Source organism: Stenotrophomonas sp. STEN147 (assembly GCF_056757995.1).
In genome coordinates this window covers 74773-95664 of record NZ_JBRRCG010000002.1, presented here as the reverse complement: position 1 = coordinate 95664, position 20892 = coordinate 74773, and the positions used below count along the sequence as shown (strand labels likewise).

At 67.1% G+C, this 20892-nt stretch carries 20 protein-coding genes; 13 read left to right on the top strand and 7 right to left on the bottom strand.

Going from position 1 to position 20892, the window contains the following annotated elements:
- Positions 1-133: 133 nt before the first annotated feature.
- From ACVOKU_RS03300 to ACVOKU_RS03280, 5 genes are all read right to left on the bottom strand, one after another.
- On the bottom strand, positions 134-523 hold the full coding sequence (locus tag ACVOKU_RS03300; RefSeq protein ID WP_481559055.1) for a DUF805 domain-containing protein: 390 nt from the start codon (positions 521-523) through the stop codon (positions 134-136).
- Between the two features lie 81 nt (positions 524-604).
- Entirely contained in the window at positions 605-1882 is a 1278-nt protein-coding gene (locus tag ACVOKU_RS03295) for a replication-associated recombination protein A (protein ID WP_227255445.1), read from the bottom strand.
- 186 nt (positions 1883-2068) lie between these two features.
- The gene (gene lolA, locus ACVOKU_RS03290; protein WP_074898869.1) at positions 2069-2707 is read right to left on the bottom strand and encodes an outer membrane lipoprotein periplasmic chaperone LolA; all 639 of its coding nucleotides are present in this window, start codon (positions 2705-2707) and stop codon (positions 2069-2071) included.
- 111 nt (positions 2708-2818) lie between these two features.
- Positions 2819-4762: a DUF3857 domain-containing protein gene (locus ACVOKU_RS03285; protein WP_481559054.1), complete on the bottom strand. Its 1944-nt coding sequence runs from the start codon at positions 4760-4762 to the stop codon at positions 2819-2821.
- A 38-nt stretch (positions 4763-4800) separates the two neighbouring features.
- The gene (locus ACVOKU_RS03280) at positions 4801-7164 is read right to left on the bottom strand and encodes a DNA translocase FtsK (protein WP_053517949.1); all 2364 of its coding nucleotides are present in this window, start codon (positions 7162-7164) and stop codon (positions 4801-4803) included.
- A gap of 233 nt (positions 7165-7397) precedes the next feature.
- Between ACVOKU_RS03280 and trxB the strand changes: the two genes are divergently transcribed.
- From trxB to ACVOKU_RS03250, 6 genes are all read left to right on the top strand, one after another.
- Positions 7398-8369 (top strand): thioredoxin-disulfide reductase, encoded by a 972-nt coding sequence (trxB, locus tag ACVOKU_RS03275; RefSeq protein WP_053517948.1) that lies wholly within the window; start codon positions 7398-7400, stop codon positions 8367-8369.
- Positions 8370-8452: 83 nt separating this feature from the next.
- Positions 8453-9577, top strand: coding sequence for a GNAT family N-acetyltransferase (locus ACVOKU_RS03270; protein ID WP_481559053.1), 1125 nt, complete (start codon positions 8453-8455; stop codon positions 9575-9577).
- A 43-nt stretch (positions 9578-9620) separates the two neighbouring features.
- On the top strand, positions 9621-10361 hold the full coding sequence (aat, locus tag ACVOKU_RS03265) for a leucyl/phenylalanyl-tRNA--protein transferase (RefSeq protein ID WP_481559052.1): 741 nt from the start codon (positions 9621-9623) through the stop codon (positions 10359-10361).
- A gap of 86 nt (positions 10362-10447) precedes the next feature.
- On the top strand, positions 10448-10666 hold the full coding sequence (gene infA / locus ACVOKU_RS03260) for a translation initiation factor IF-1 (RefSeq protein WP_005409596.1): 219 nt from the start codon (positions 10448-10450) through the stop codon (positions 10664-10666).
- Positions 10667-10867: 201 nt separating this feature from the next.
- Complete coding sequence (locus ACVOKU_RS03255) at positions 10868-11245, top strand: hypothetical protein (RefSeq protein WP_481559051.1); 378 nt, start codon at positions 10868-10870, stop codon at positions 11243-11245.
- A 267-nt stretch (positions 11246-11512) separates the two neighbouring features.
- Entirely contained in the window at positions 11513-12391 is an 879-nt protein-coding gene (locus ACVOKU_RS03250) for a hypothetical protein (RefSeq protein WP_481559050.1), read from the top strand.
- 80 nt (positions 12392-12471) lie between these two features.
- Here ACVOKU_RS03250 and clpA read toward each other — a convergent pair whose 3' ends face one another.
- Positions 12472-14751 carry an ATP-dependent Clp protease ATP-binding subunit ClpA gene (gene clpA, locus ACVOKU_RS03245; protein ID WP_481559049.1) on the bottom strand — a complete coding sequence of 760 codons (2280 nt, stop codon included), beginning with the start codon at positions 14749-14751 and terminating at the stop codon, positions 12472-12474.
- A 137-nt stretch (positions 14752-14888) separates the two neighbouring features.
- Here clpA and ACVOKU_RS03240 point away from each other — a divergent pair, with 137 nt between their 5' ends.
- Complete coding sequence (locus tag ACVOKU_RS03240) at positions 14889-15701, top strand: APH(6) family putative aminoglycoside O-phosphotransferase (protein ID WP_481559274.1); 813 nt, start codon at positions 14889-14891, stop codon at positions 15699-15701.
- Between the two features lie 167 nt (positions 15702-15868).
- On the opposite strand, the gene clpS is transcribed toward ACVOKU_RS03240, so the two are convergent.
- Complete coding sequence (gene clpS, locus ACVOKU_RS03235; protein WP_053517940.1) at positions 15869-16195, bottom strand: ATP-dependent Clp protease adapter ClpS; 327 nt, start codon at positions 16193-16195, stop codon at positions 15869-15871.
- 108 nt (positions 16196-16303) lie between these two features.
- Between clpS and ACVOKU_RS03230 the strand changes: the two genes are divergently transcribed.
- The 6 genes from ACVOKU_RS03230 to ACVOKU_RS03205 all read left to right on the top strand — a co-directional run bounded on the left by ACVOKU_RS03230 (position 16304) and on the right by ACVOKU_RS03205 (position 20684).
- Positions 16304-16774, top strand: a complete 471-nt coding sequence (locus tag ACVOKU_RS03230) for a hypothetical protein (RefSeq protein WP_111186999.1) — start codon at positions 16304-16306, stop codon at positions 16772-16774.
- A 1-nt stretch (position 16775) separates the two neighbouring features.
- Positions 16776-17237, top strand: coding sequence for an NUDIX hydrolase (locus ACVOKU_RS03225; RefSeq protein WP_481559048.1), 462 nt, complete (start codon positions 16776-16778; stop codon positions 17235-17237).
- Positions 17234-18376, top strand: a complete 1143-nt coding sequence (mnmA, locus tag ACVOKU_RS03220; RefSeq protein WP_065175703.1) for a tRNA 2-thiouridine(34) synthase MnmA — start codon at positions 17234-17236, stop codon at positions 18374-18376. The genes ACVOKU_RS03225 and mnmA overlap by 4 nt, the downstream gene beginning before the upstream one ends.
- Positions 18373-18987 carry a high frequency lysogenization protein HflD gene (gene hflD / locus ACVOKU_RS03215; RefSeq protein ID WP_263178200.1) on the top strand — a complete coding sequence of 205 codons (615 nt, stop codon included), beginning with the start codon at positions 18373-18375 and terminating at the stop codon, positions 18985-18987. The genes mnmA and hflD overlap by 4 nt, the downstream gene beginning before the upstream one ends.
- A gap of 189 nt (positions 18988-19176) precedes the next feature.
- Positions 19177-20367 (top strand): methyl-accepting chemotaxis protein, encoded by a 1191-nt coding sequence (locus tag ACVOKU_RS03210; protein WP_053517932.1) that lies wholly within the window; start codon positions 19177-19179, stop codon positions 20365-20367.
- 98 nt (positions 20368-20465) lie between these two features.
- Positions 20466-20684: a hypothetical protein gene (locus ACVOKU_RS03205; protein ID WP_481559047.1), complete on the top strand. Its 219-nt coding sequence runs from the start codon at positions 20466-20468 to the stop codon at positions 20682-20684.
- The last annotated feature ends 208 nt before the right edge of the window (positions 20685-20892 follow it).

Sequence of the window (20892 nt, the reverse complement as noted above, 5' to 3'; positions counted from 1 at the left end):
ATTATCACAACGATCACACGTCACGTTGTGTATCACGCGCGCGATATTGCGGCGTCATGGGAGGCATCATCTCGTTCCCGCCAAGCCGGGAGGGCCGATTCCAAGGACCGGGCGCTGCCGGCCGGGTGCCGCGTCAAGGGCCCGCAGGCACCGGGCCGTACGGGTTTTCCTGCGGCGTGCCCGGCAGCAGAGCGAACACCAGGATCACCAGGCCGCCCACCGGCACCAATGCCAGAAGATAGAGCCAGCCGGACTGGTTGCAGTCATGCAGACGGCGCACGGTGACGGCGATCAGCGGCACGATCGTCGCCAGCCACATCAGGCCCAGCAGCACCATCATGCCGATCAGGATGGCGCTCAGTGCATCCGGACTGGAGCGCATGAGGACCGCCAGCACGCCGGCCAGCAGCGACACCGCCGAGGCCACCAGAAACAGGAACAGCTGGAACATCCAGTATTCGCGGCGATTGGCCCGACCTTCGAACTGGGCGTAGCGCTTCAACGCCAGAGTCATGTCCTGCATGAACGCCATCCTTGAGAAGTGAGCCGGGGATTCTCCCGAATCAGCGTGAACCCGACAATGGGATTCGTTGCATAACAGCGATCAACGCCGCTTCGCCGCCCGCGCCGCCTCGCGCTCGGCGCGCAAACGGTCGAGCTTTTCCTTCAGCTTGATCTCCAGTCCGCGCGGCACCGGGTTGTAGTACACGCGCTCGCCCATCGCATCGGGGAAGCCGGTCTGATCCAGGGCGATCCCGCCTTCCGCATCGTGGTCATACTGGTACTCGGCGCCGTAACCCAGTTCCTTCATCAGCTTGGTCGGCGCGTTGCGCAGGTGCAGCGGCACCTCTTCGGTACCGCTCTGGCGCACGTCGGCCTTGGCCTGGTTGAACGCCGCGTAGCCTGCATTCGACTTGGCGGTGCTGGCCAGGTACAGCACCAGCTGGGCGAACGCGAGCTCGCCTTCGGGGCTGCCCAACCGTTCGTAGATGTCCCACGCTTCCAGCGCCATGCTCTGTGCACGCGGATCAGCCAGGCCGATGTCCTCGATCGCCATGCGCGTCAGCCGGCGCGCCAGGTACGACGGATCGCAGCCGCCGTCGAGCATGCGGGTCAGCCAGTACAGCGCCGCATCGGGATTGGAACTGCGCACCGACTTGTGCAACGCCGAGATCTGGTCGTAGAACTGCTCGCCGCCCTTGTCGAAACGACGGGTGCGGTCGGCCAGCACCTGGGTGAGCGTCTGCGGGGTGATGTGCCCGCCCTCGCCCCCTGCCAGTTCGGCGGCGATTTCCAGCAGGGTCAACGCGCGGCGCACGTCACCATCGGCAGCGGTGGCGATCTCCAGCAGCAGCTCGGGCGCAACCTCGATGGACTCCTGGCCCAGGCCGCGCTCGCGATCGCCCAGCGCCCGCTGCAGTGCCTCGACGATGTCGGTAGGCGAGACCGCCTCCAGCACGTGCACGCGGCAGCGTGAGAGCAATGCCGAGTTCAACTCGAAGGACGGGTTCTCGGTCGTGGCACCCACGAACAGGATGGTGCCGCGCTCGATATGCGGCAGGAACGCGTCCTGCTGCGCCTTGTTGAAGCGATGCACCTCATCGACGAACAGCACGGTACGCCGGCCTTCGGCGAAACGCTGCGCCGCTTCGGCCAGGACCTGACGCACCTCCGGCAGGCCGGACAGCACGGCGGAGATGGCGCGGAACTCGGCATCGGAATACTCGGCCAGCAGCAGCGACAACGTGGTCTTGCCACAGCCCGGCGGGCCCCACAGGATCATCGAATGCACGCGACCGGACTCGACCGCCCGGCGCAGTGCGCTGTCCGGAGCGAGCAGGCGCTTCTGTCCGACCATTTCGTCGAGCGTCTGCGGACGCATGCGCTCGGCGAGCGGGCGCAGATGATCCCGATCGACACTCAGCAGATCGGGGCCGGGGAAGGAAGTGGAGCGTTGTCTTGGCACCCGCTCATTGTACCGCGCCCCCCGTCGGTCGCGCCGGACCATGCCCGGCGGATCGGCGAAATGCGCACATCGGTAGCGCCGGGCCATGCCCGGCGTCACCCATCAGTTGCCGATGACGTCGGTGCCGGCCGGCGGGCTGAAGCGGAAGGTCGAGGCCGCGAACGTCGGGTTGCGCTTCCAGCCGCTGAAATTGATCACCGTGCGCTGGCCGACCGCGTCGGTGATCTCCATCCTCGCCAGCCCCTGGGCGTTGAAGCCCAGCGCGGCGTACTGGAAGCTGGCCTCGGTATCGCGCTTCGGCGACAGCGACAGCCACTGCAGGCCATCCCGTTGTGCCGCCTCCTCGCTGAGGTCGTACTGCTGCTCCAGCAGCGCCGGGTTGATCAGCGCGGTCAAAGGGCTGTTCTGCTCTTCCTTGCCCTGCTCGCGCACGGTGGCCTGCTCCAGGTCCGGCTCGTACATCCAGACCTTCTTGCCGTCGGCCACGATCAGCTGTTCGTGCGGCCGCACGTACTCCCAGCGGAACAGGCGCGGGGCAGAGAGGGCCACGCGGCCACTGGTCGACTCCTTGACCTTGCCGCGGCTGTCGAACACCTGCTGGCTGAACTGGCCATCCAGGCCCTTCAGGCCGCTGGTGAAGGTCTTCAGGTCATCGCGGGCACCCGCCCACGCACTGCCCGCGGCGGCGCAGGCCATGGCGAGAGTGCTGGCGGCAAGAATACGGCGGAGGCGGACGTTCATGCGGGAATCCTGTGGGCGCGGGCGCAAGGAAAAGTGGATGTCAGTGTGCCCGGGCAAAGATGAATGGGCGATCAGGGCGACATTATGCCGCCCCGCACGTCCATCGGCGATTCAGTTGGCCGGCGCAGGCAGCCTTCCGTACAGAACCTGCCCGCGGAAGCCGCGACGCACTTCGCGATACAGCGCGCGGAACGCGGTGTAGTCCTGCGGCTGGCACAGTGCCTCCGGTCCACGCACGGCATTCTGTTGCAGGCGATGGTGGACGATCACCTCCTGGCCCTGCCGGCTCCAGTCCACCTTGTACTCACCCGCGGCATTGGCGAAACGCTGGCTGGCCGGAATGGCGATGATCGGCGCGTTGGCCGGGAACTGCAGGCGATAGGTTTCTTCACGCAGGCTCGCGTTGCAGTAGAACGGCGTCTCGTTGGCCGGTGCAGACGCGGTAGCGTACAGCCCGCGCACCGACTCGCCGCCCGGCGGATCCGGCACCGCCATGCCCCCGGCCACGCTGAAGTCCACGTAGTCTTCCGCCTGGAAGGCCATGCGGTAGCCGAACGGCCGGGTCAGATCGACCGGGACGCCCAGCAGCTGCAGTTGGCCGCGGCCATCAAAACCGGACGCCGCCATGATCGACTCCTCGGCACGCGCTCGATTCTGCGCGTTGAGCTGGGCGAATTGTGCGCGCATACCAATCTCGGCATTCTCGCCCAGCTGCGGAATCGTCTCGCCACGCAGATTGCCGTTGGCGTCGAACGTGAAGCGCACCTCCATCGAGGTGGCATTGCGCTGCGGCGTGTTGGCCGGGGTGCGCGCCAGCGTGGCATCGCGCGTGCGCATCACCGGCGCACCCAGGTCACCTTCCGGCAACTGCCCGAAACGCGCCCATGCGGTAGTCGAATCCAGGTACAGATCAAATTCGGGAATGTAGGTGATGGCGTGGTTGAAGCGGCCCAGCACCGGGATCTTCGGCAGCGTCGGTCCGCCACCGGCACCAATCAGCACCGGTGAACTGGCGATGCCCTTGGCTGCCAGCAGCGCCTCCAGGATCGTCACATGGTCCTTGCAGTCGCCGTAGTGGTTGTCGAGGATGCTCTGCGCACTGTTCGGCTCCAGGCCGCCATTGCCCAGGTACACCGCCACATAGCGGATGTTCTGCGCCACCCAGCGGTACAGTGCATCGGCCTGCTCGCGCCGGTCGCTGATGCCAGCGGTGATCTCATCAGCCAGCGCCTGCAGCGCCGGGGTCACCTCGGCCGCCGGGCCGGCCTTGAGCTGGTAGGCGCGGCCCATCTGCGACCAGTCACGATAAGTGCTGGCCATGATGTTCGGGCCGAACTCCCAGCCCGCCGCCGACCAGTTCTGTGCCGGCATGGCTTCGCGCCGCTGGTAGCGCCAGCGCCACTGTGCCTGTCCGTTCTTCACCGTCGGGCGATCGCTGCCCTGCACGCCGCGACTGTCGACGAACATCGGCAGGTTGGCCGGTGCGCTCAGCGTCACCTCGGCATCCTCGTATTCGGTGAACACGTTGAAGGTCTCCCACAGGCCGAAGTAGCCCGGGAAGTACGGCGTGGCCTGGGTGCGGCGCACCTGGTAATACAGGCGCGTGCCCGGCGCCAGGTTCGGGAACACGATCACCCGCACCTTGCGGTCGGCGTACATCGCTGCCGAGGCGCTGGAATAGCTCTCCTGGGTGTAGATGCGATCTGCCGGAACGTCACGGCGCTGGCCATCGGCGGTGATGGTGTAGGCGTCGAGCACCTCCAGCGTCTCCATCTTCTCGCTGTAGCTCAGCCGCACCTGGCTGAACTGCTCGACCGAGGCCTTGGTCTTGAGCAGGACCTCGTAGGTCTCGGTCTGCACATTGCCTGCGTCGGGCCGCACCTGGTAGTCGGCGCGATAGCGGACGATGCTGAAGTTGTTGCTGGCTTCGGTATCGCCGCTGGTGGAAGGCGGCGCCGTAGCGGGCGCGGGGGTGGCGGTCTCCGCCAGGGCCGGGCTGGCGGCCATCAGGCCAGCCAGCGCCAGCGCCAGCGCGCGTGGTACGGGATGAAGCATTCGTCGGATCCTTGGACGTCGTGGGGGTACGTCGGGCGTTACTTCGGCGGCGGCGGTGCCAGCACCGTCCGGTCGCCGTTGTGCTCGGGCGCACTGACAACGCCGGCCGCTTCCATGGCCTCGATCAGTCGCGCCGCACGGTTGTAGCCGATCTTCAGCCGGCGCTGCACGCCGGAAATCGACGCGCGGCGGGTCTCCGTGACCACCCTCAGCGCCTCGTCATACAGCGGATCCGACTCGTCGCCGCCGGCACTGGTTTCCGGCAGGCCGGTGGCACCCACCACCACGCCGTCCCCCAGGGTCTGAACCTCGTCCAGCACGCCCTCGATGTAATCGGCCGGACCCATCGCCTTGAGATGCTCGACCACGCGATGCACTTCATCATCGGAGACGAACGCGCCGTGCACACGCTCGGGCATGGCGGTGCCCGGCGGCAGGTACAGCATGTCGCCGTGGCCCAGCAGCGTCTCCGCGCCGGACTGGTCGAGAATGGTGCGCGAGTCGATCTTCGAGCTCACCTGGAACGCGATGCGGGTGGGAATGTTGGCCTTGATCAGGCCGGTGATCACATCCACCGACGGACGCTGGGTGGCCAGGATCAGATGGATGCCGGCGGCACGCGCCTTCTGTGCCAGACGTGCGATCAGTTCTTCGACCTTCTTGCCGACGATCATCATCATGTCGGCGAATTCGTCGATGAAGATGACGATGAACGGCAGCGTCTCCAGCGGGCGCGGCGCTTCGCCCAGTTCCGGGTTCGGTTTGAACAACGGGTCCATCAGCGGCTGGCCGGCGTCCTCGGCGTCCTTCACCTTCTTGTTGAAGCCGGCCAGGTTGCGCACGCCCACCGCGCTCATCAGCTTGTAGCGGCGCTCCATCTCCGCCACGCACCAGCGCAGGCCGTTGGCGGCCTCCTTCATGTCGGTGACCACCGGCGCGAGCAGATGCGGGATGCCCTGGTAGACGCTCAGTTCGAGCATCTTCGGGTCGATCATCAGCATCCGCAGATCTTTCGGCGAGCCCTTGTACAGCAGGCTCAGCACCATCGCATTGACGGCCACGGACTTGCCCGAGCCGGTGGTACCGGCCACCAGCAGGTGGGGCATGCGCGCCAGGTCGGCCACGGTCGGGCGGCCGGCGATGTCCTTGCCCAGCGCCAGGGTCAGCACGCTGGAGGCCTTGTCGTACTCCTTCGAGCGCAGCAGCTCGGACAGGAAGATCATCTCGCGGGTGACGTTGGGAATCTCCAGGCCGATCACCGACTTGCCGGGAATCACATCGACCACGCGCACCGACTTGACCGACAGGCCGCGGGCGATGTCCTTGTCCAGCGAGCTGATCTGGCTGACCTTGATGCCCGGCGCCGGCTCGATCTCGAAGCGGGTGATGACAGGGCCCGGATAGGCGCCAACCACCTGCGCGTCGATGCGGAAATCCTTCAGCTTGAACTCGATCTGCCGCGACAGGGTCTCCAGCGTCTCCTCGTCATAACCCTTGGGCTGTGGCTTGGGGTCATCGAGCAGGGCCAGCGGCGGCAGGTCCGAACCATCGCCGTTGACGCCGCGGAACATCGGTATCTGGTTGTCACGCTTGGCCCGGTCGCTCTTCTCGATCACCGGTTCCGGGCGCGGTTCGATCTTCACCGGCTCGCGCTTGGCGCGCACCTCGGCGTCCGCCTTGCGGACTTCCTGGCGCTCCTCGCGCAGGGCACGGGTCTGCTTCCACTCGGTCGCCTGTTCCTTCTTGCGCTCCAGCAGCGGCGCCAGCGACATCACCCCACGGCCGATCTTCTCCATCACCGTGAACCACGACAGGCCGGTGGCCAGGGTGATCGAGGCCAGCAGCAGCACCAGCACGAACAGGTTCGCGCCCAGCGCTCCGAACCCGACGGTCAGCGAGTTGCCCACCAGCTTGCCAAGGATGCCGCCCGCACTGGAGACGTCACCATTGAACAGGCGCACATGCAGGAAGCCGGTGCCGGCGATCAGGAAGCCGACCAGACCGACCAGGCGCAGGGCCGGATCGAGGTCGTTCTCGCCCTTGCTTTCCCGCTTGAGGCCGAACATGGCGATCCAGGCCAGCGCGCCGAGCACCACCGGCAGCAGGAACGCGATGTAGCCGAACAGCTGCAGCAGCACGTCGGCGATCCAGGCACCGGCGCGGCCGCCCATGTTGTGCACCGGCGCGACCACGCTGCCGGTGTGCGACCAGCCGGGGTCCGACGCCGAGTAGGTGAACAGACTTGCCGCCAGGTACAGCAGGGCCGGCGCGATCGCGATCAGGCCCAGGTCGCGCCAGAGGCGCTGGCGGCGGGGGTTGTCGGTCGTCGCTGCCGCTGCGGCCGTGCGACGTGAGGCCTTGCTGTCGTCGGACTTGGAGCGTTCGGGGACCTGCTTCGCCACCTTAGACCATACCTTTGGAATGCGCTGTTAGTGATTGATAATAAATGAGACGGCGTCAGTTTTCAGTTATGCGACGCTGCGAGACGCCCTCCGGGGCCGGAAACCGTCGATGGGTGACGGCGTTCTGTTCATCGGCTTGAATCGCCCTGCCCCAGCCGCCACTCTATGACCTGCCATGGATGCTGCGCAAACATCGCCAGCGCCTTGTCCCACTTACCTTTTCGCGAGTTTACATGAGCACCAGCCTGCCCTCCCGCCACCAACGGCTTGTCATCCTCGGTTCCGGTCCGGCCGGCTGGACCGCTGCGGTCTACGCCGCCCGCGCCAACCTGAAGCCGGTCGTCATCACCGGCCTGCAGCAGGGCGGTCAGCTGATGACCACGACCGAGGTCGACAACTGGCCGGGTGACGCCCATGGCCTGATGGGCCCGGACCTGATGGCGCGCATGCAGGCCCACGCCGAGCGCTTCGAGACCGAAGTCATCTTCGACCACATCCACACCGCCGACCTGTCCCAGCGCCCGTTCCGGCTGATCGGCGACAGTCACGAATACACCTGTGACGCGCTGATCATCGCCACCGGCGCCACCGCCAAGTACCTGGGCATCCCGACCGAAGAGGCCTTCAAGGGCCGCGGCGTGTCCGCCTGCGCCACCTGCGACGGGTTCTTCTACCGTGACCAGGACGTGGTCGTGGTCGGTGGTGGCAACACTGCGGTGGAAGAGGCCCTGTACCTGTCCAACATCGCCCGCAAGGTCTACCTGGTCCACCGCCGCGACACCCTCAAGGCGGAAAAGATCATGCAGGACAAGCTGTTCGCCAAGGTCGCAGCCGGCAAGATCGAAACCGTCTGGCACCACCAGGTCGAGGAAGTGCTGGGCAACGATGCCGGCGTGACCGGTGTGCGCGTGAAGTCCACCCTGGACGGCAGCACCCGCGACATCGACGCGCACGGCTTCTTCGTGGCCATCGGTCATCACCCGAACACCACCCTGTTCGACGGCCAGCTGGCGATGAACAACGGCTACCTGGAAATCCGCTCGGGCCTGGGCGGCAACGCCACCCAGACTTCGGTGGAAGGCGTGTTCGCCGCGGGCGACGTGGCCGACCAGCACTATCGGCAGGCCATCACCTCCGCCGGCTTCGGCTGCATGGCCGCACTGGATGCCGAGCGCTACCTGGATGCACAGGGCAAGGCCGGCTGAGGATTGCTTCACGCCATGACTGACCCTGGGGGCCGGCGCGGAAGCGCCGGCCTTTCTGTTTTCTTCTGACCTATCCTTGGCCCATGCCCTCCCCCCGTTTCCTCGACTCGCTGCAGTCCGTTACCGCCACCGACTGGGACGCGCTGCATGATGGCCGCAATCCCTTCGTCAGCTACGCCTTCCTGGCCGGACTCGAAGCCCACGGTTGCCTGCGCGGCGACTGGGGCTGGCAGGCATGGCATTTCACCCTGTGGGAGGGCGATGTCCTGGTCGCGGCGATTCCCGGCTACCTGAAGACCAACTCCCACGGCGAATTCGTGTTCGACCACGCCTGGGCCAATGCCTATGCCCGGCATGGCCGCGACTACTACCCGAAATGGCTCGGCGCCGTGCCGTACTCGCCGGTCACCGGGCCGCGGCTGCTGGCCCGGGACGATGCAGCCCGCGCGGGCGTGCTGTCGGCCCTGCGCGAGGCGCTGCCCGCGCTGGACGTGTCCTCGGCGCACATCAACTTCCACACTGCGGCGGACGAAGCGCTGTTCGGCGATGACTGGCTGCTGCGCGAGGACATCCAGTTCCAGTGGCAGAACCCGGGTGACTGGACGACGTTCGATCAGTTCCTCGGCGCCATGGATCACAAGCACCGCAAGAACATCCGCCAGGAGCGCGCCCGGGTCACCCGCCAGGGCATCGGCTTCCGCGTCGTGCACGGCGATGAGGCCAGCCGTGCCGACCTGCAGGCGATGTACCGCTTCTACCTGCAGACCTTCGTCGAGTACGGCAATGCACCGGCGCTCACCGAGCCCTTCCTGCGCCACCTGGCCAGCAGCCTCGGGCGCGGCCTGGTGATGTTCCTGGCCGAACAGGACGGCGAACCGATTGCCGGCGCCCTGTGCCTGCGTGGGGGCGACACGCTGTATGGCCGCTACTGGGGTGGCGCTACCCTGCCTGGCCTGCACTTCGAGGCCTGCTACTACCAGGGCATCGAGTACTGCCTGCGCGAAGGCCTGACCCGCTTCGAGCCCGGCGCACAGGGCGAACACAAGCTGGCGCGCGGCTTCCTGCCGACGCGGGTGCGCAGCCGGCACTGGGTGGCCGATGCGGATTTCGCAGAAGCTCTGCAGGACTGGTGCCGGCAGGAGCGCAGGGACGTGCGGCGCTATGAGCAGACGCTGCAGCAACACAGCCCGTTCCGCACGCAGGAATAGCGCCACCGCAGAATGGATGCGCCGGCATCGCTACACTCCCGGCATGACCCGTCAATTGCCCTGGCGCCTGGACGATGCGCCGGACGCCCCCTTCCCGCCCGCTGAAACCGCGCTGCGCAGTCCTGACGGCCTGCTGGCCGTAGGCGGCGACCTGCATCCGGCACGCCTGTTGAATGCCTATGCCGGCGGCATCTTCCCGTGGTTCAGCGACGGCGAGCCGATCCTGTGGTGGTCACCGGACCCCCGCATGGTGTTCCGCACCTCCGGCGTACACCTGTCCAGCCGCTTCCGCCGCCAGCTGCGCGGCAGCCACTGGGAGGTGAAGGCCGACACCGCCTTCAGCCAGGTGATGCGCGCCTGCGCTGCCGCGCCGCGCCCCGGACAGGACGGCACCTGGATCAGCGCGGCAATGGTCGAGGCCTACAGCCGGCTGCACGACCTCGGGTTCGCCCATTCCGTCGAGGTCTGGGACCGGCAGACCCTGGTCGGTGGCATCTATGGCGTGGCCATCGGCACGATGTTCTTCGGCGAAAGCATGTTCAGCGGCGCCAGCGGCGGCTCCAAGATCGCGCTGGCCGCGCTGGCGGCCACCCTGCATGGCTGGGGCTGGGAACTGATCGATGCACAGGTGGAGAATCCGCATCTGCTGCGGATGGGTGCGGTGCACCTGCCACGCGCCGCGTTTCTGGACCATGTGCGCCAGGCCGTGCGCCGCCCGGGGCGTGAAGGCCCGTGGACCCGGCACATGGGCCGCCTGCCGGCCCGCGTCCTGGCCGGGGGTTAACATAAACTTTGCAAGCTGGCCGCGTCCCGCGTAAAATACTGCGCCTTAGGCCCAGCGTGGCCGTTTTCTGAACCGCACAGGACTACATGTCGAAAGACGATTCCATCGAGTTCGAGGGCACCGTCAGCGAGACGCTGCCGAACACCACTTTCCGCGTTCGTCTGGAAAATGGGCACGAGATCATCGCCCACATCTCCGGCCGCATGCGCAAGAACTACATCCGCATCCTCACCGGTGACCGGGTCAAGGTTGAAATGACCCCGTACGACCTGACCAAGGGTCGCATCACCTACCGCATGAAGTAAGCGGTCGGCGCGTCGCGCCACTTCGACAAGGCCAGCCTGGGTTGCTGGCCTTTTGTCATGCCTGCTCTCCGGCCCTGCCGGAGGTCATCGTGACCGATCTCACCATGGCGTCAGTCAGCCCTGCTTGCGGCAGATTCGCAGTTGCGACAGCGGCAGCATTCTGGGATCCGATCCACTCCGGATCGCCACCCCTGCCCCGCCATGAAGCTGACTTCCCTGCTCGTCCCCTTGTCCTTGTCCGCCATCGCCCTGCTGGCCTCGCCCGCCCATGCGGCCGATACCCCGGCGGCGCAGTGCGTGCCGCTGTCCGGCGAACAGCAGATCGTTCGCGCCAGTGCCGACAGGAACATCCTGCTCCGCTCCGGCGAAGCGCACTATGTCGTGCATTTCCGCAACAGCTGCCCTTCCGCCGTGCGGGCCACCCGCCTCGGCTTCACGACCGACGGCAAGGAGGCTGACACGCTGTGCAGCGAGGGCCGAAGCAAGCTGGACACCGGTCGCGGCTCCTGCGAGGTGGCGCGCATCGAGCCGATCGATGCCGAGCGGTTCACGCGCGAAGCGCGCCGTCGCAGCCGCTGACACCCGACAGCACAAGGGCGGCCGAAGCCGCCCTTGCCCTTTCCAGTCCTTCACGCCACAGCCCGTGGCGTCAGCTCACTCCACCGTGGCCGGCAGGCCGACATGCTTCTCCTGACTCAGACAGGGCCGGCCTTGCTGCTGGCGCTTTGTCGTGGGCGCTGGAAATTCCGACTGACATCGGTGGCGCACGTTTGCAACTCATTGCATGGCCCGCCCCGTGCCCCGCCCGCAGCATGGCACGCCCGCCGCTCCATGCGGCATTGATGTGTGATCAACATGCCCACGCCGCCTGCCCTCCTCATCCTGGGCCTTGCCGCCTCCCTGGCCGCCGCCCCCACACCACCTGCAGGCACACTTGCGGAGCTGCCGGCAATGCTCGCGGCAACCGCCGCAATCGCACCGGTCGACAGCCTGGACGAGCTGCACTACCGGTCGTTCTCCGAGCAGAACCCGGACACCAACCCGCTGCGAAGCTGGACAAGCGGCAAGGACGCAGCCTTCGCCGGACCGATCAAAAGCATGACCCTGCTGGAGCGGCGCGACCGCTGCGACACCTTGCTGGTGGTCTCCACCACAGTTGCACCGGAGACCCTGGAGCAACGCTGGAGCGAGCGCGGCGCCAGCTTCGTGACCGGTACGGACGGGCGGCGGCGCTGGACACTGTCGTTGCCGGCGGCAGACCACCTGCACGCAGCAGACGATTGGCTCGCCCATTTCCATGGTCGATATGTGGTACTGGAAGCCACGCCGGAACGCTGTCGGCGTCGCCTGGACGACGCGACGGCAGACGCGACCACCTCATCCGTCGCGCCCATCCTCGACGCCATGCTGGCCAGCCACGCACGGAATGCGGCCGATGGCACCGTCCTGGCCTGGACGATCGACCTGGCCAATCCTCCTGCCGGACAGGCTCCGGACACAGGAAATCCTGCCGCCAACGCTCAACTGTTCCAGCTGGACGCGGCCGGGCGTACCCGGCTCATTGTCAACTGGCTATGGACAGACTGCTCGCGCGCCCGCCTGGCCTCCTTCGTCTTGCAGGCAGCATCGGCCGATCGCCTCGACTGGAAGGTCGAGGTCGTTCCATCCGACGCTCTGTGCGAACTGCGCGCCACAGGGGCGTGGCAGATCCCACCTGCACCCTGAACACCCCCCGTAATCGACAAGGGCGGCCGAAGCCGCCCTTGCCCTTTCCAGTCCTTCCCGCCACAGCCCGTGGCGTCAGCTCACTCCACCGTGGCCGGCAGCAGCCGCTCCGGCTCGGCCTGGGTCTCGACCACCAGCTCGTCGTCGCGGACATCGATGCTGACCTTGCCGCCGTTGACCAGCTTGCCGAACAACAGCTCGTCGGCCAGCGGACGCTTGATCTTGTCCTGGATCACGCGGGCCATCGGACGGGCGCCCATCAGCGGGTCGAAGCCATGGTGAGCCAGCCAGTCGCGCGCGGTCGGCGTGGCCGACAGGCTGACATGCTTCTCCTGCAGCAGCATCTCCAGCTCGATCAGGAACTTGTCCACCACACGCAGGATGTGCTCGAAGCCCAGCGCCTGGAACTGCACCACCGCATCGAGGCGGTTGCGGAATTCCGGCGTGAAGCTGCGGCGGATGGTCTCCATCGCGTCGGTGGCGTGGTCCTGCTTGGTGAAGCCGATCGAACGCCGCGAGGCCTGGGCCGCGCCGGCATTGGTGGTCATCACCAGCACCACGTTCTTGAAGTTCGCTTCACGTCCGTTGGTGTCGGTCAGCACGCCACGGTCCATGACCTGCAGCAGGATGTTGAAGATGTCCGGGTGCGCCTTCTCGATTTCGTCCAGCAGCAGCACGCAATGCGGCGTCTTGACGATCTTCTCGGTCAGCAGGCCACCCTGATCGAAGCCGACGTATCCCGGGGGCGCACCGATCAGACGGCTGATCGAATGCGGCTCCATGTACTCGGACATGTCGAAGCGGACCAGCTCGATGCCCAGCTGAAGGGCCAGCTGCTTGGTCACTTCGGTCTTGCCGACACCGGTCGGGCCGGCGAACAGGAAGTTGCCGATCGGCTTTTCCGGATTGCCCAGGCCCGAGCGCGCCAGCTTGATCGCCGACGACAGGGTCTCGATGGCCGGGTCCTGGCCGAAGATCACCATCTTCAGGTTGCGCTCCAGGTGCTGCAGCACATCCTTGTCGGTGGCGCTGACCTGCTTGGTCGGGATGCGCGCCATCTTGGCAATGATGGCCTCCACTTCCTCCACGTCGATCAGTTCCTTGCGCTGGTCCTCCGGCAGCAGCCGCTGGCGCGCACCTGCCTCGTCGATCACGTCGATGGCCTTGTCCGGCAGCAGGCGGTCACCGATATGCTTGACCGACAGGTCCACCGCGGCCTGCAGCGCCTCGTCGGAGTACGTCACGCCGTGGTGGGCTTCGTACTTGCCCTTCAGGCCCTGCAGGATCTCGTAGGTCTCACCCACGGTCGGCTCGACGATGTCGATCTTCTGGAAGCGGCGCGCCAGGGCGCGATCCTTCTCGAAGATGCCGCGGTACTCCTGGAACGTGGTCGAGCCGATGCAGCGCAGCTCGCCCGACGCCAGCGCCGGCTTGATCAGGTTGGACGCATCCATGGTGCCGCCCGACGCCGAACCGGCACCGATGATGGTGTGGATCTCGTCGATGAACAGCACGGCGTTGGTCACCTTCTTCAGGGCCGTCAGCACGCTCTTCAGGCGCTTCTCGAAGTCGCCACGGTACTTGGTGCCAGCCACCAGTGCGCCCAGGTCGAGCGAATAGATGACGGCATCGGCCAGCACCTCCGGCACCGAGCCCTCGACGATACGCCGGGCCAGGCCTTCGGCGATCGCGGTCTTGCCGACGCCGGCCTCGCCCACGTAGAGCGGGTTGTTCTTGCGACGACGGCACAGGACCTGGATGGTCCGCTCGATCTCGTCGGCACGCCCGACCAGCGGGTCGATGCGTCCGGCCCGGGCCTGCTCGTTGAGGTTGCTGGCGAACTCGGTCAGGGCATCCCCCTTCGGCTCGCCCTCCCCGCCCTCGGCCCGGCTCTCGCCTTCGGAGGAAGGCTGTTCGCCCTCCTCGCCCAGCTTGGCAATGCCATGGGACAGGTAATTGACCACGTCCAGGCGGGTCACGTCCTGCTGGTTGAGGTAGTAGACGGCATGGGAGTCCTTCTCGCCGAAGATGGCGACCAGCACATTGGCGCCGGTGACCTCCTTCTTGCCCGAGGACTGCACGTGGTACACGGCCCGCTGCAGTACGCGCTGGAAGCCCAGCGTCGGCTGGGTGTCGCGGCCATCGTCTTCCGCCAGGCGGGACACGGAGGCCTCGATGGCCTGCTCCAGCTCCTGGCGCAGGCGGTCGGCATCGGCACCACAGGCCTTCAGTACGGCCTGGGCGGACGGGTTGTCGAGCAGTGCCAGCAGCAGGTGTTCGACCGTCATGAACTCATGCCGGGCCTCACGGGCGCGCTTGTAGCACTGGCCGATGGTGTGTTCGAGGTCTTTGCTGAACATGGATTACTCCGGCGGCAGATGGGGACAATATGCGGCCTGACTACGCGATTTCCATCACCCTAGCGGATTGCTGCGTTCAGATGGCGTTAGCAGTGCGGATTGCTTGATCTTCATTCACTCCCGGAAGCCCACTCACCATTAGCGAACCCTACCTGAGCCGCTGGCGATTGCGACGTGATGGTCCCGCCATCCGTACCCCGCACGCCCGGCTCTGGCCGGTACTGACCGCCGACGACATGCCGGCAATGCTGAAGATCAGCAGTGAAAGCGAAGAACAGAACAGCCATCGCCTGCTGCGCTGGTGGGACGGCGACGGTGCCGCGCGCCTGCTGGCGCACGAGGGGCCGGCCATCCTGATCGAGCGCGCCGACGGCCAATCGCTGCGGGAGCGCTCGATCGGCGGCGATGACAGCACCTGTACCACGATCCTGTGCCAGGTCCTGCAGCGGCTGCACCGGCCACGGAGCGCACCGCCAGCGGAGCTGGTCTGCCTGCCTACATGGTTCGCCGACCTGCTGCAGCCAAGGGGCCCGCTGCCGCCACTGCTGGAACAGTGCAGATCGCTGGCGGATGCGCTGCTGGCGGCCGAACAGGAGGTCCGGCCGCTGCACGGTGACCTGCACCACGACAACGTGCTCGACTTCGGCACGCGCGGCTGGCTGGCGATCGACCCGAAACGGCTGCTCGGTGATCGCGCGTTCGACTACACCACGCTGTTCAGCAATCCCGACCTGTGCGGTCCCGGCATCCACGTGGCCACCCGGCCGGAGCGCTTTGCGGCCCGGGTGACCCAGGTCTGCGCCCTGGCGGAGCTGGATCGCACGCGCCTGCTGCGCTGGATCGCTGCCAGCGCCGGGCTGTCGGCCGTATGGTTCCGCAATGATGGCGATACCGCCGACGTCGATGAGACGGTGGCGCGGATGGCGCTGGAGGCACTCGCGGAAGCGTGACCCAGCTGTAGAGCCGAGCCTGCGCTCGGCTGCTTCTGGCTGAAATCTGGATGCCTGGGCGAACAGCAGCCGAGCGCGGGCTCGGCTCTACAGGCTTCCGCCCTGGTAGGTGCCCACCTTGGTGGGCACGCCGCGCCAGGCGCAGTTAGGCCCGCACCAAAAGCCGGTCAGGCCTTTTCCATCGTGCACAGCAGCGGATGCTGGTTCATCCGTGAATACTCGTTGACCTGGCCGACCTTGGTCTCGGCCACTTCGCGGGTGAATACGCCACAGACGCCGCGACCGCGGGTATGGACATGCAGCATCACCTGCGTCGCCTTGTCCAGGTCCATGTTGAAGAACTGCTGCAGCACGTCCACCACGAAATCCATCGGGGTGTAGTCGTCGTTGAGCAGCATGACCTGGTAGAACGGCGGCGGCGCCACTTCCGGGCGCGCGGGCTCCACGGCGATGCCGTGCTCGTGGTGGGAATCGGGGGAAGACTCGCGGGGCATCCGGTCATTATAGAGGTTGCCGCGCGCCCGCGTCGGCCCTCCCGGAATGGACGGCACGGACGGCCGCCGTCACAATTGTCCTTCCCACCCCGGTTTCACAGGATTTTCATGAAAAGGACCCTTCTGCCTGCCCTGTTGATCGCCCTGGCCTGTGCCGGTCCGGCGAGCGCAGCCGATGCCGACGCTGCCGTCGGTCGCCAGCTGGACAAGCTGGGCTACAACTACGAGGTCGACGAGGATGGCGACTACCGGCTGGTGTTCGACGTCGAGGGCGACCGCACCCAGATGGTGTACGTGCGCTCGGCGGTGGAAGACTTCGGCAGCCACAACATCCGTGAGATCTGGTCGCCGGGCTACACGTCCAAGACCAAGCAGTTCCCGGTCGCGGTCGCCAACCGCCTGCTGGAGGACTCGCAGGACGCCAAGATGGGCGGCTGGGTGAAACAGGAGGCGACCGCGATGTTCGTGGTGAAGATCGACGCCGATGCCACCGCCGACCAGCTCAGCGACGCCATCGATGCCGCGATCCGCACCGCCGACGCGATGGAACTGGAACTGACCAAGAAGGACGATCTCTGAGGTGAACGCCACGCCGGACCCGCGCTGGGCACCGCACGCCACCGTCGCCACCATCGTGGTCGACGGCGGTCGCGTGCTGCTGGTCGAGGAGACCATCGATGGCCGCGCCGTGCTCAACCAGCCTGCCGGGCACCTCGAACCCGGCGAGAGCCTGGCCGAGGCGGCGCTGCGCGAGACCCGCGAGGAGACCGGCTGGACGGTTCAGCTGACCGACTTCATCGGCTGTTACCAATGGACGGCGGGCGACGGTACGACGTTCCTTCGCTTCTGCTACGCGGCGCGCCCGGTCTCGCATGATCCGGCGCAGCCGCTCGACACCGGCATCGACCGCGCGCTGTGGATGACCCCGGCCGAGCTGCAGGCCGCCGGGCAGCGCCAGCGCAGCCCGCTGGTATGGCAGGTCGTGGCGGACTATCTGGGTGGCCAGCGCCACCCGCTTACGCTGGTCCGGGAGGTCGCATGAGCACCCCGCGCGTGATGGTGGGCGTTTCCGGTGGCGTCGATTCGTCGGTCGCCGCCTGGCGGCTGGTGCAGCAGGGCGAGGCCGTGGCCGGCCTGTTCATGCAGAACTGGGCCGACGACGGCAGCGGCGACTGCCGCGCTGAGGATGATCGCCGCGATGCGGTGGCGGTCTGCGGTCTGCTGGGCATTCCCTTCCATTTCCGCGACTTCTCCAGCGAGTACTGGCAAGGCGTGTTCGAGCATTTCCTGGCCGAGTACGCCGCCGGCCGCACCCCCAATCCGGACGTGCTGTGCAACCGCGAGGTGAAGTTCAAGCACTTCCTGGATGCGGCGCGTGAACTGGGCGCCGAGCGCATCGCCACCGGCCATTACGCGCGGGTGACCCAGCGCGGCCACCAGTGGCTGCTGCTGCGCGGCGCCGACCGCTCCAAGGACCAGAGCTACTTCCTGCACCAGCTGGGGCAGGCGCAGCTGGCCGCCACCCTGTTCCCGATCGGCGACCTGGAAAAGAGCGACCTGCGCCGGATCGCCCGAGACGTCAGCCTGCCGACCCATGCCAAGAAGGACTCCACCGGCATCTGCTTCATCGGCGAGCGCGACTTCCGCGAGTTCCTCGGCCGCTACCTGCCGGCCCGGCCGGGACAGATCCTCGACCCGGCCGACGGCAGCGTGATTGCCGAGCATCCGGGCGTGTTCTATTTCACGCTCGGCCAGCGCGAGGGCCTGAACATCGGCGGCGTGCGTGGCCGCCCGGCCGCGCCGTGGTACGTGGTCGGCAAGGACGTGGCCAGCAACGTGCTGTATGTCGACCAGGACCGCGACAGCCCGTGGATGCTGTCCGAGCGCCTGCGTTCGGAAACCGCGCACTGGATCGCCGGCGCACCACCGGCCCGGCGTTTCGAATGCACCGCCCAGACCCGCTACCGCCAGCCCGACGAGCCGTGTACGGTCGATGTGCTGGACGATGGCAGCGTGCTGGTCACCTTTGCCCGCCCGCAGCGGGCTGTCACGCCCGGCCAGTCGCTGGTGCTGTATGACGGCGAGATCTGCCTGGGCGGTGCGGTGATCGCCGCCACCGATGCGCCGCTGGAACAGCGCCTGCGCACCACCCCTTCTCCTTTTGAGGTAATCGCTGCATGAGTTTCACTGTCGACGACCGCGTCCTGGCCCTGGCCGGCATTGCCCAGGCCCTGCAGCAGGTGCGCCGCATCGCCGATACCGGCCATTCCGACGCCGCCGCTGTACGTACCGCGGTGGACAGCGTGTTCCGCGTCGACGCGTCCTCTCCGCAGGAGGTGTTCGGCGACCGCCACGCGCTGAAGTCGGGCCTGCGCCTGCTGCACAACTACTTCCGCAACCAGGGCCAGGATCCGATCCTGCCCAAGCTGGCGTTGTCGGTGCTGCAGCTGGAGCGCCGTTTCGTGCAGGACGGCGCGACCGTCAACAAGGTGGCCTCGGGCATCGAGCAGGCGCAGCGCAAGGCCGCCGAACTGGGCGACAGCGGTCACCCGGATGTGCTGGCCAGCCTCGGCGGCGTCTATGCGGACACCATCAGCCATCTCAAGCCGCGGGTGATGGTGCAGGGCAACCCGCACTACCTGGGCCAGGCCGGTGTGGTCTCCGAGATCCGTGCCCTGCTGCTGGCCGCCGTCCGCGCCGCGGTGCTGTGGCGGCAGGTGGGCGGCAGCTACTGGGACTTCCTCTTTGGCCGCAAGGCGATGGTCGAGGCCGTGGACCGCCTGCTGGCCTGACCGTTGCATCCGCCGGGCATGGCCCGGCGCTACCGCATGGCCTGACCGTCGGGGCGCTCCCAGGGTAGCGCCGGGCCATGCCCGGCGGGCGTGAGGCGCCGGAAATCCGGCGCATTCAGAAAGCGCATCGACGTTAAAGAGAAAGGGCGCACGGCCGATACATCCTCCGTGCACCTCCCGAGAACGTCCATGTACTCACGCATTTTCATCCGTCTGGCCGCCCCCCTGGCCCTGACCCTGCTGCTCCCCTTCGCCATCGGTTTCGAATGGCCGGCCGCCCTGCGCTGGGCGATCCTGACCACGATGACGCTGAGCTGGCTGGGCTTTGCGTGGTGGACCGCGCGCGCCCAGGCGCACCGCTCACCGGAACAGGCCCGCGTCCTGCGTGAACAGGACCAGCTGCTGACCGAGCTGCGCAGCTTCGTCGGCAACGAAATCGACGGTTCGCGCGGTGAAGTGGAACGCGCCCGCGACCTGATCCGCCAGGCGGTATCGAGCCTGGGCGGCAGCTTCGATGCAATGAACCGCAAGTCGCGCCAGCAGAGCCAGGCGCTGTCGCGCATCGTCGACCGTGCCGGCGATGAAGGCAGTGCGGGCCTCGACGTTGCGCGGTTCGCCCAGCATGCCAGCCATCGCATGGAGCAGCTGGTGGAAGCGCTGGAACAGGTCAGCGGCCAGAGTTCGACCACCGTGCAGCACATCGACCAGATGGCACAGCACCTGGACGGCATCTTCGCGCTGCTGGAAGACGTCAAGTCGATTGCCGACCAGACCAACCTGCTGGCGCTGAATGCCGCCATCGAAGCGGCCCGTGCCGGCGAGGCCGGCCGCGGCTTCGCGGTGGTCGCCGACGAAGTGCGCAACCTGTCCGAGCGCTCGACCACCTTCAACGAACAGATCCGCAAGCTGGCGCACAGCTCCAAGGACGCCATCGCCAAGGTCCGCGAGACGGTCTCGCACATGGCATCGCGCGACATGGACCGCTCCCGCGAAGCACGCCAGGAAGCAGCAGCCATGCTGGACAACGTGGCGCAGATCAATGCTTCGCTGGGCGAAGGCATGCGCGAGGTGTCCGAGTGCGCGCGTGCCATCGACGGCAGCGTCGCCGAGGCCGTGCGCGCGCTGCAGTTCGAAGATATCGCCACGCAGGCGCTGGGTGGCGTGCATACCCACCTCGACCGCCTGACCGCGATCAACCGCGAAGCGGTGGCCCTGCAGGAACTCCTGCACCGCAATGGCGGCGTGTTCGACGAAGAGATCGCCAGCGCGCTGCAGCGCACCGGCAACCGTCTGCGCGAACTGCGCAACGAATGGGAGCGCCCGCCGCACAAGCCGGTCGCCCAGCAGAACATGGGCGCCGGTACCGTCGAACTGTTCTGACACGCGTGCCCGCTGCCCTCTCCGGCAGTCTGCAAGGCCCCGGCTCGACCGGGGCCTTTGCCTGTGATCCACCGCCGAATGCACCCTGTACGCGCCCCATGGCCCTGATCAGCGCCCCGCTCTCCTCCCTCACCGACATCGAACGCCCGCGCAACGCGAGCGTGCGCGAACAGCTGCAGCAGCTGGAAGAGGTCGCGCATGAGGAGATCCGCGAGCTGCAGCAGCTCGCCGATGCGCGCCCGCCCTCGCCCGGTACCACCAGCGAACTGCTGGGCATGGCTTGGGACCTGGGGTTGGATGGAGATGCCCTGAAGTAGTGCCGGGCGTCTGCCGGGTCTATCGCGGCCCGAACATGAAAGAGCCGAGCGTCGGCTCGGCTCTACGGTGGAACCAGGCCCATGCTTGGCTGAGGCGCAGGGATATCCATCGCCCCGACCAGAAAGCGCCGCCGAGCCCAGGCTCGGCTCATGTGCGCCGCAGGTTCATCTCAACCGGACAGGCCTGGAGACCGCGGGTACGCGGTCA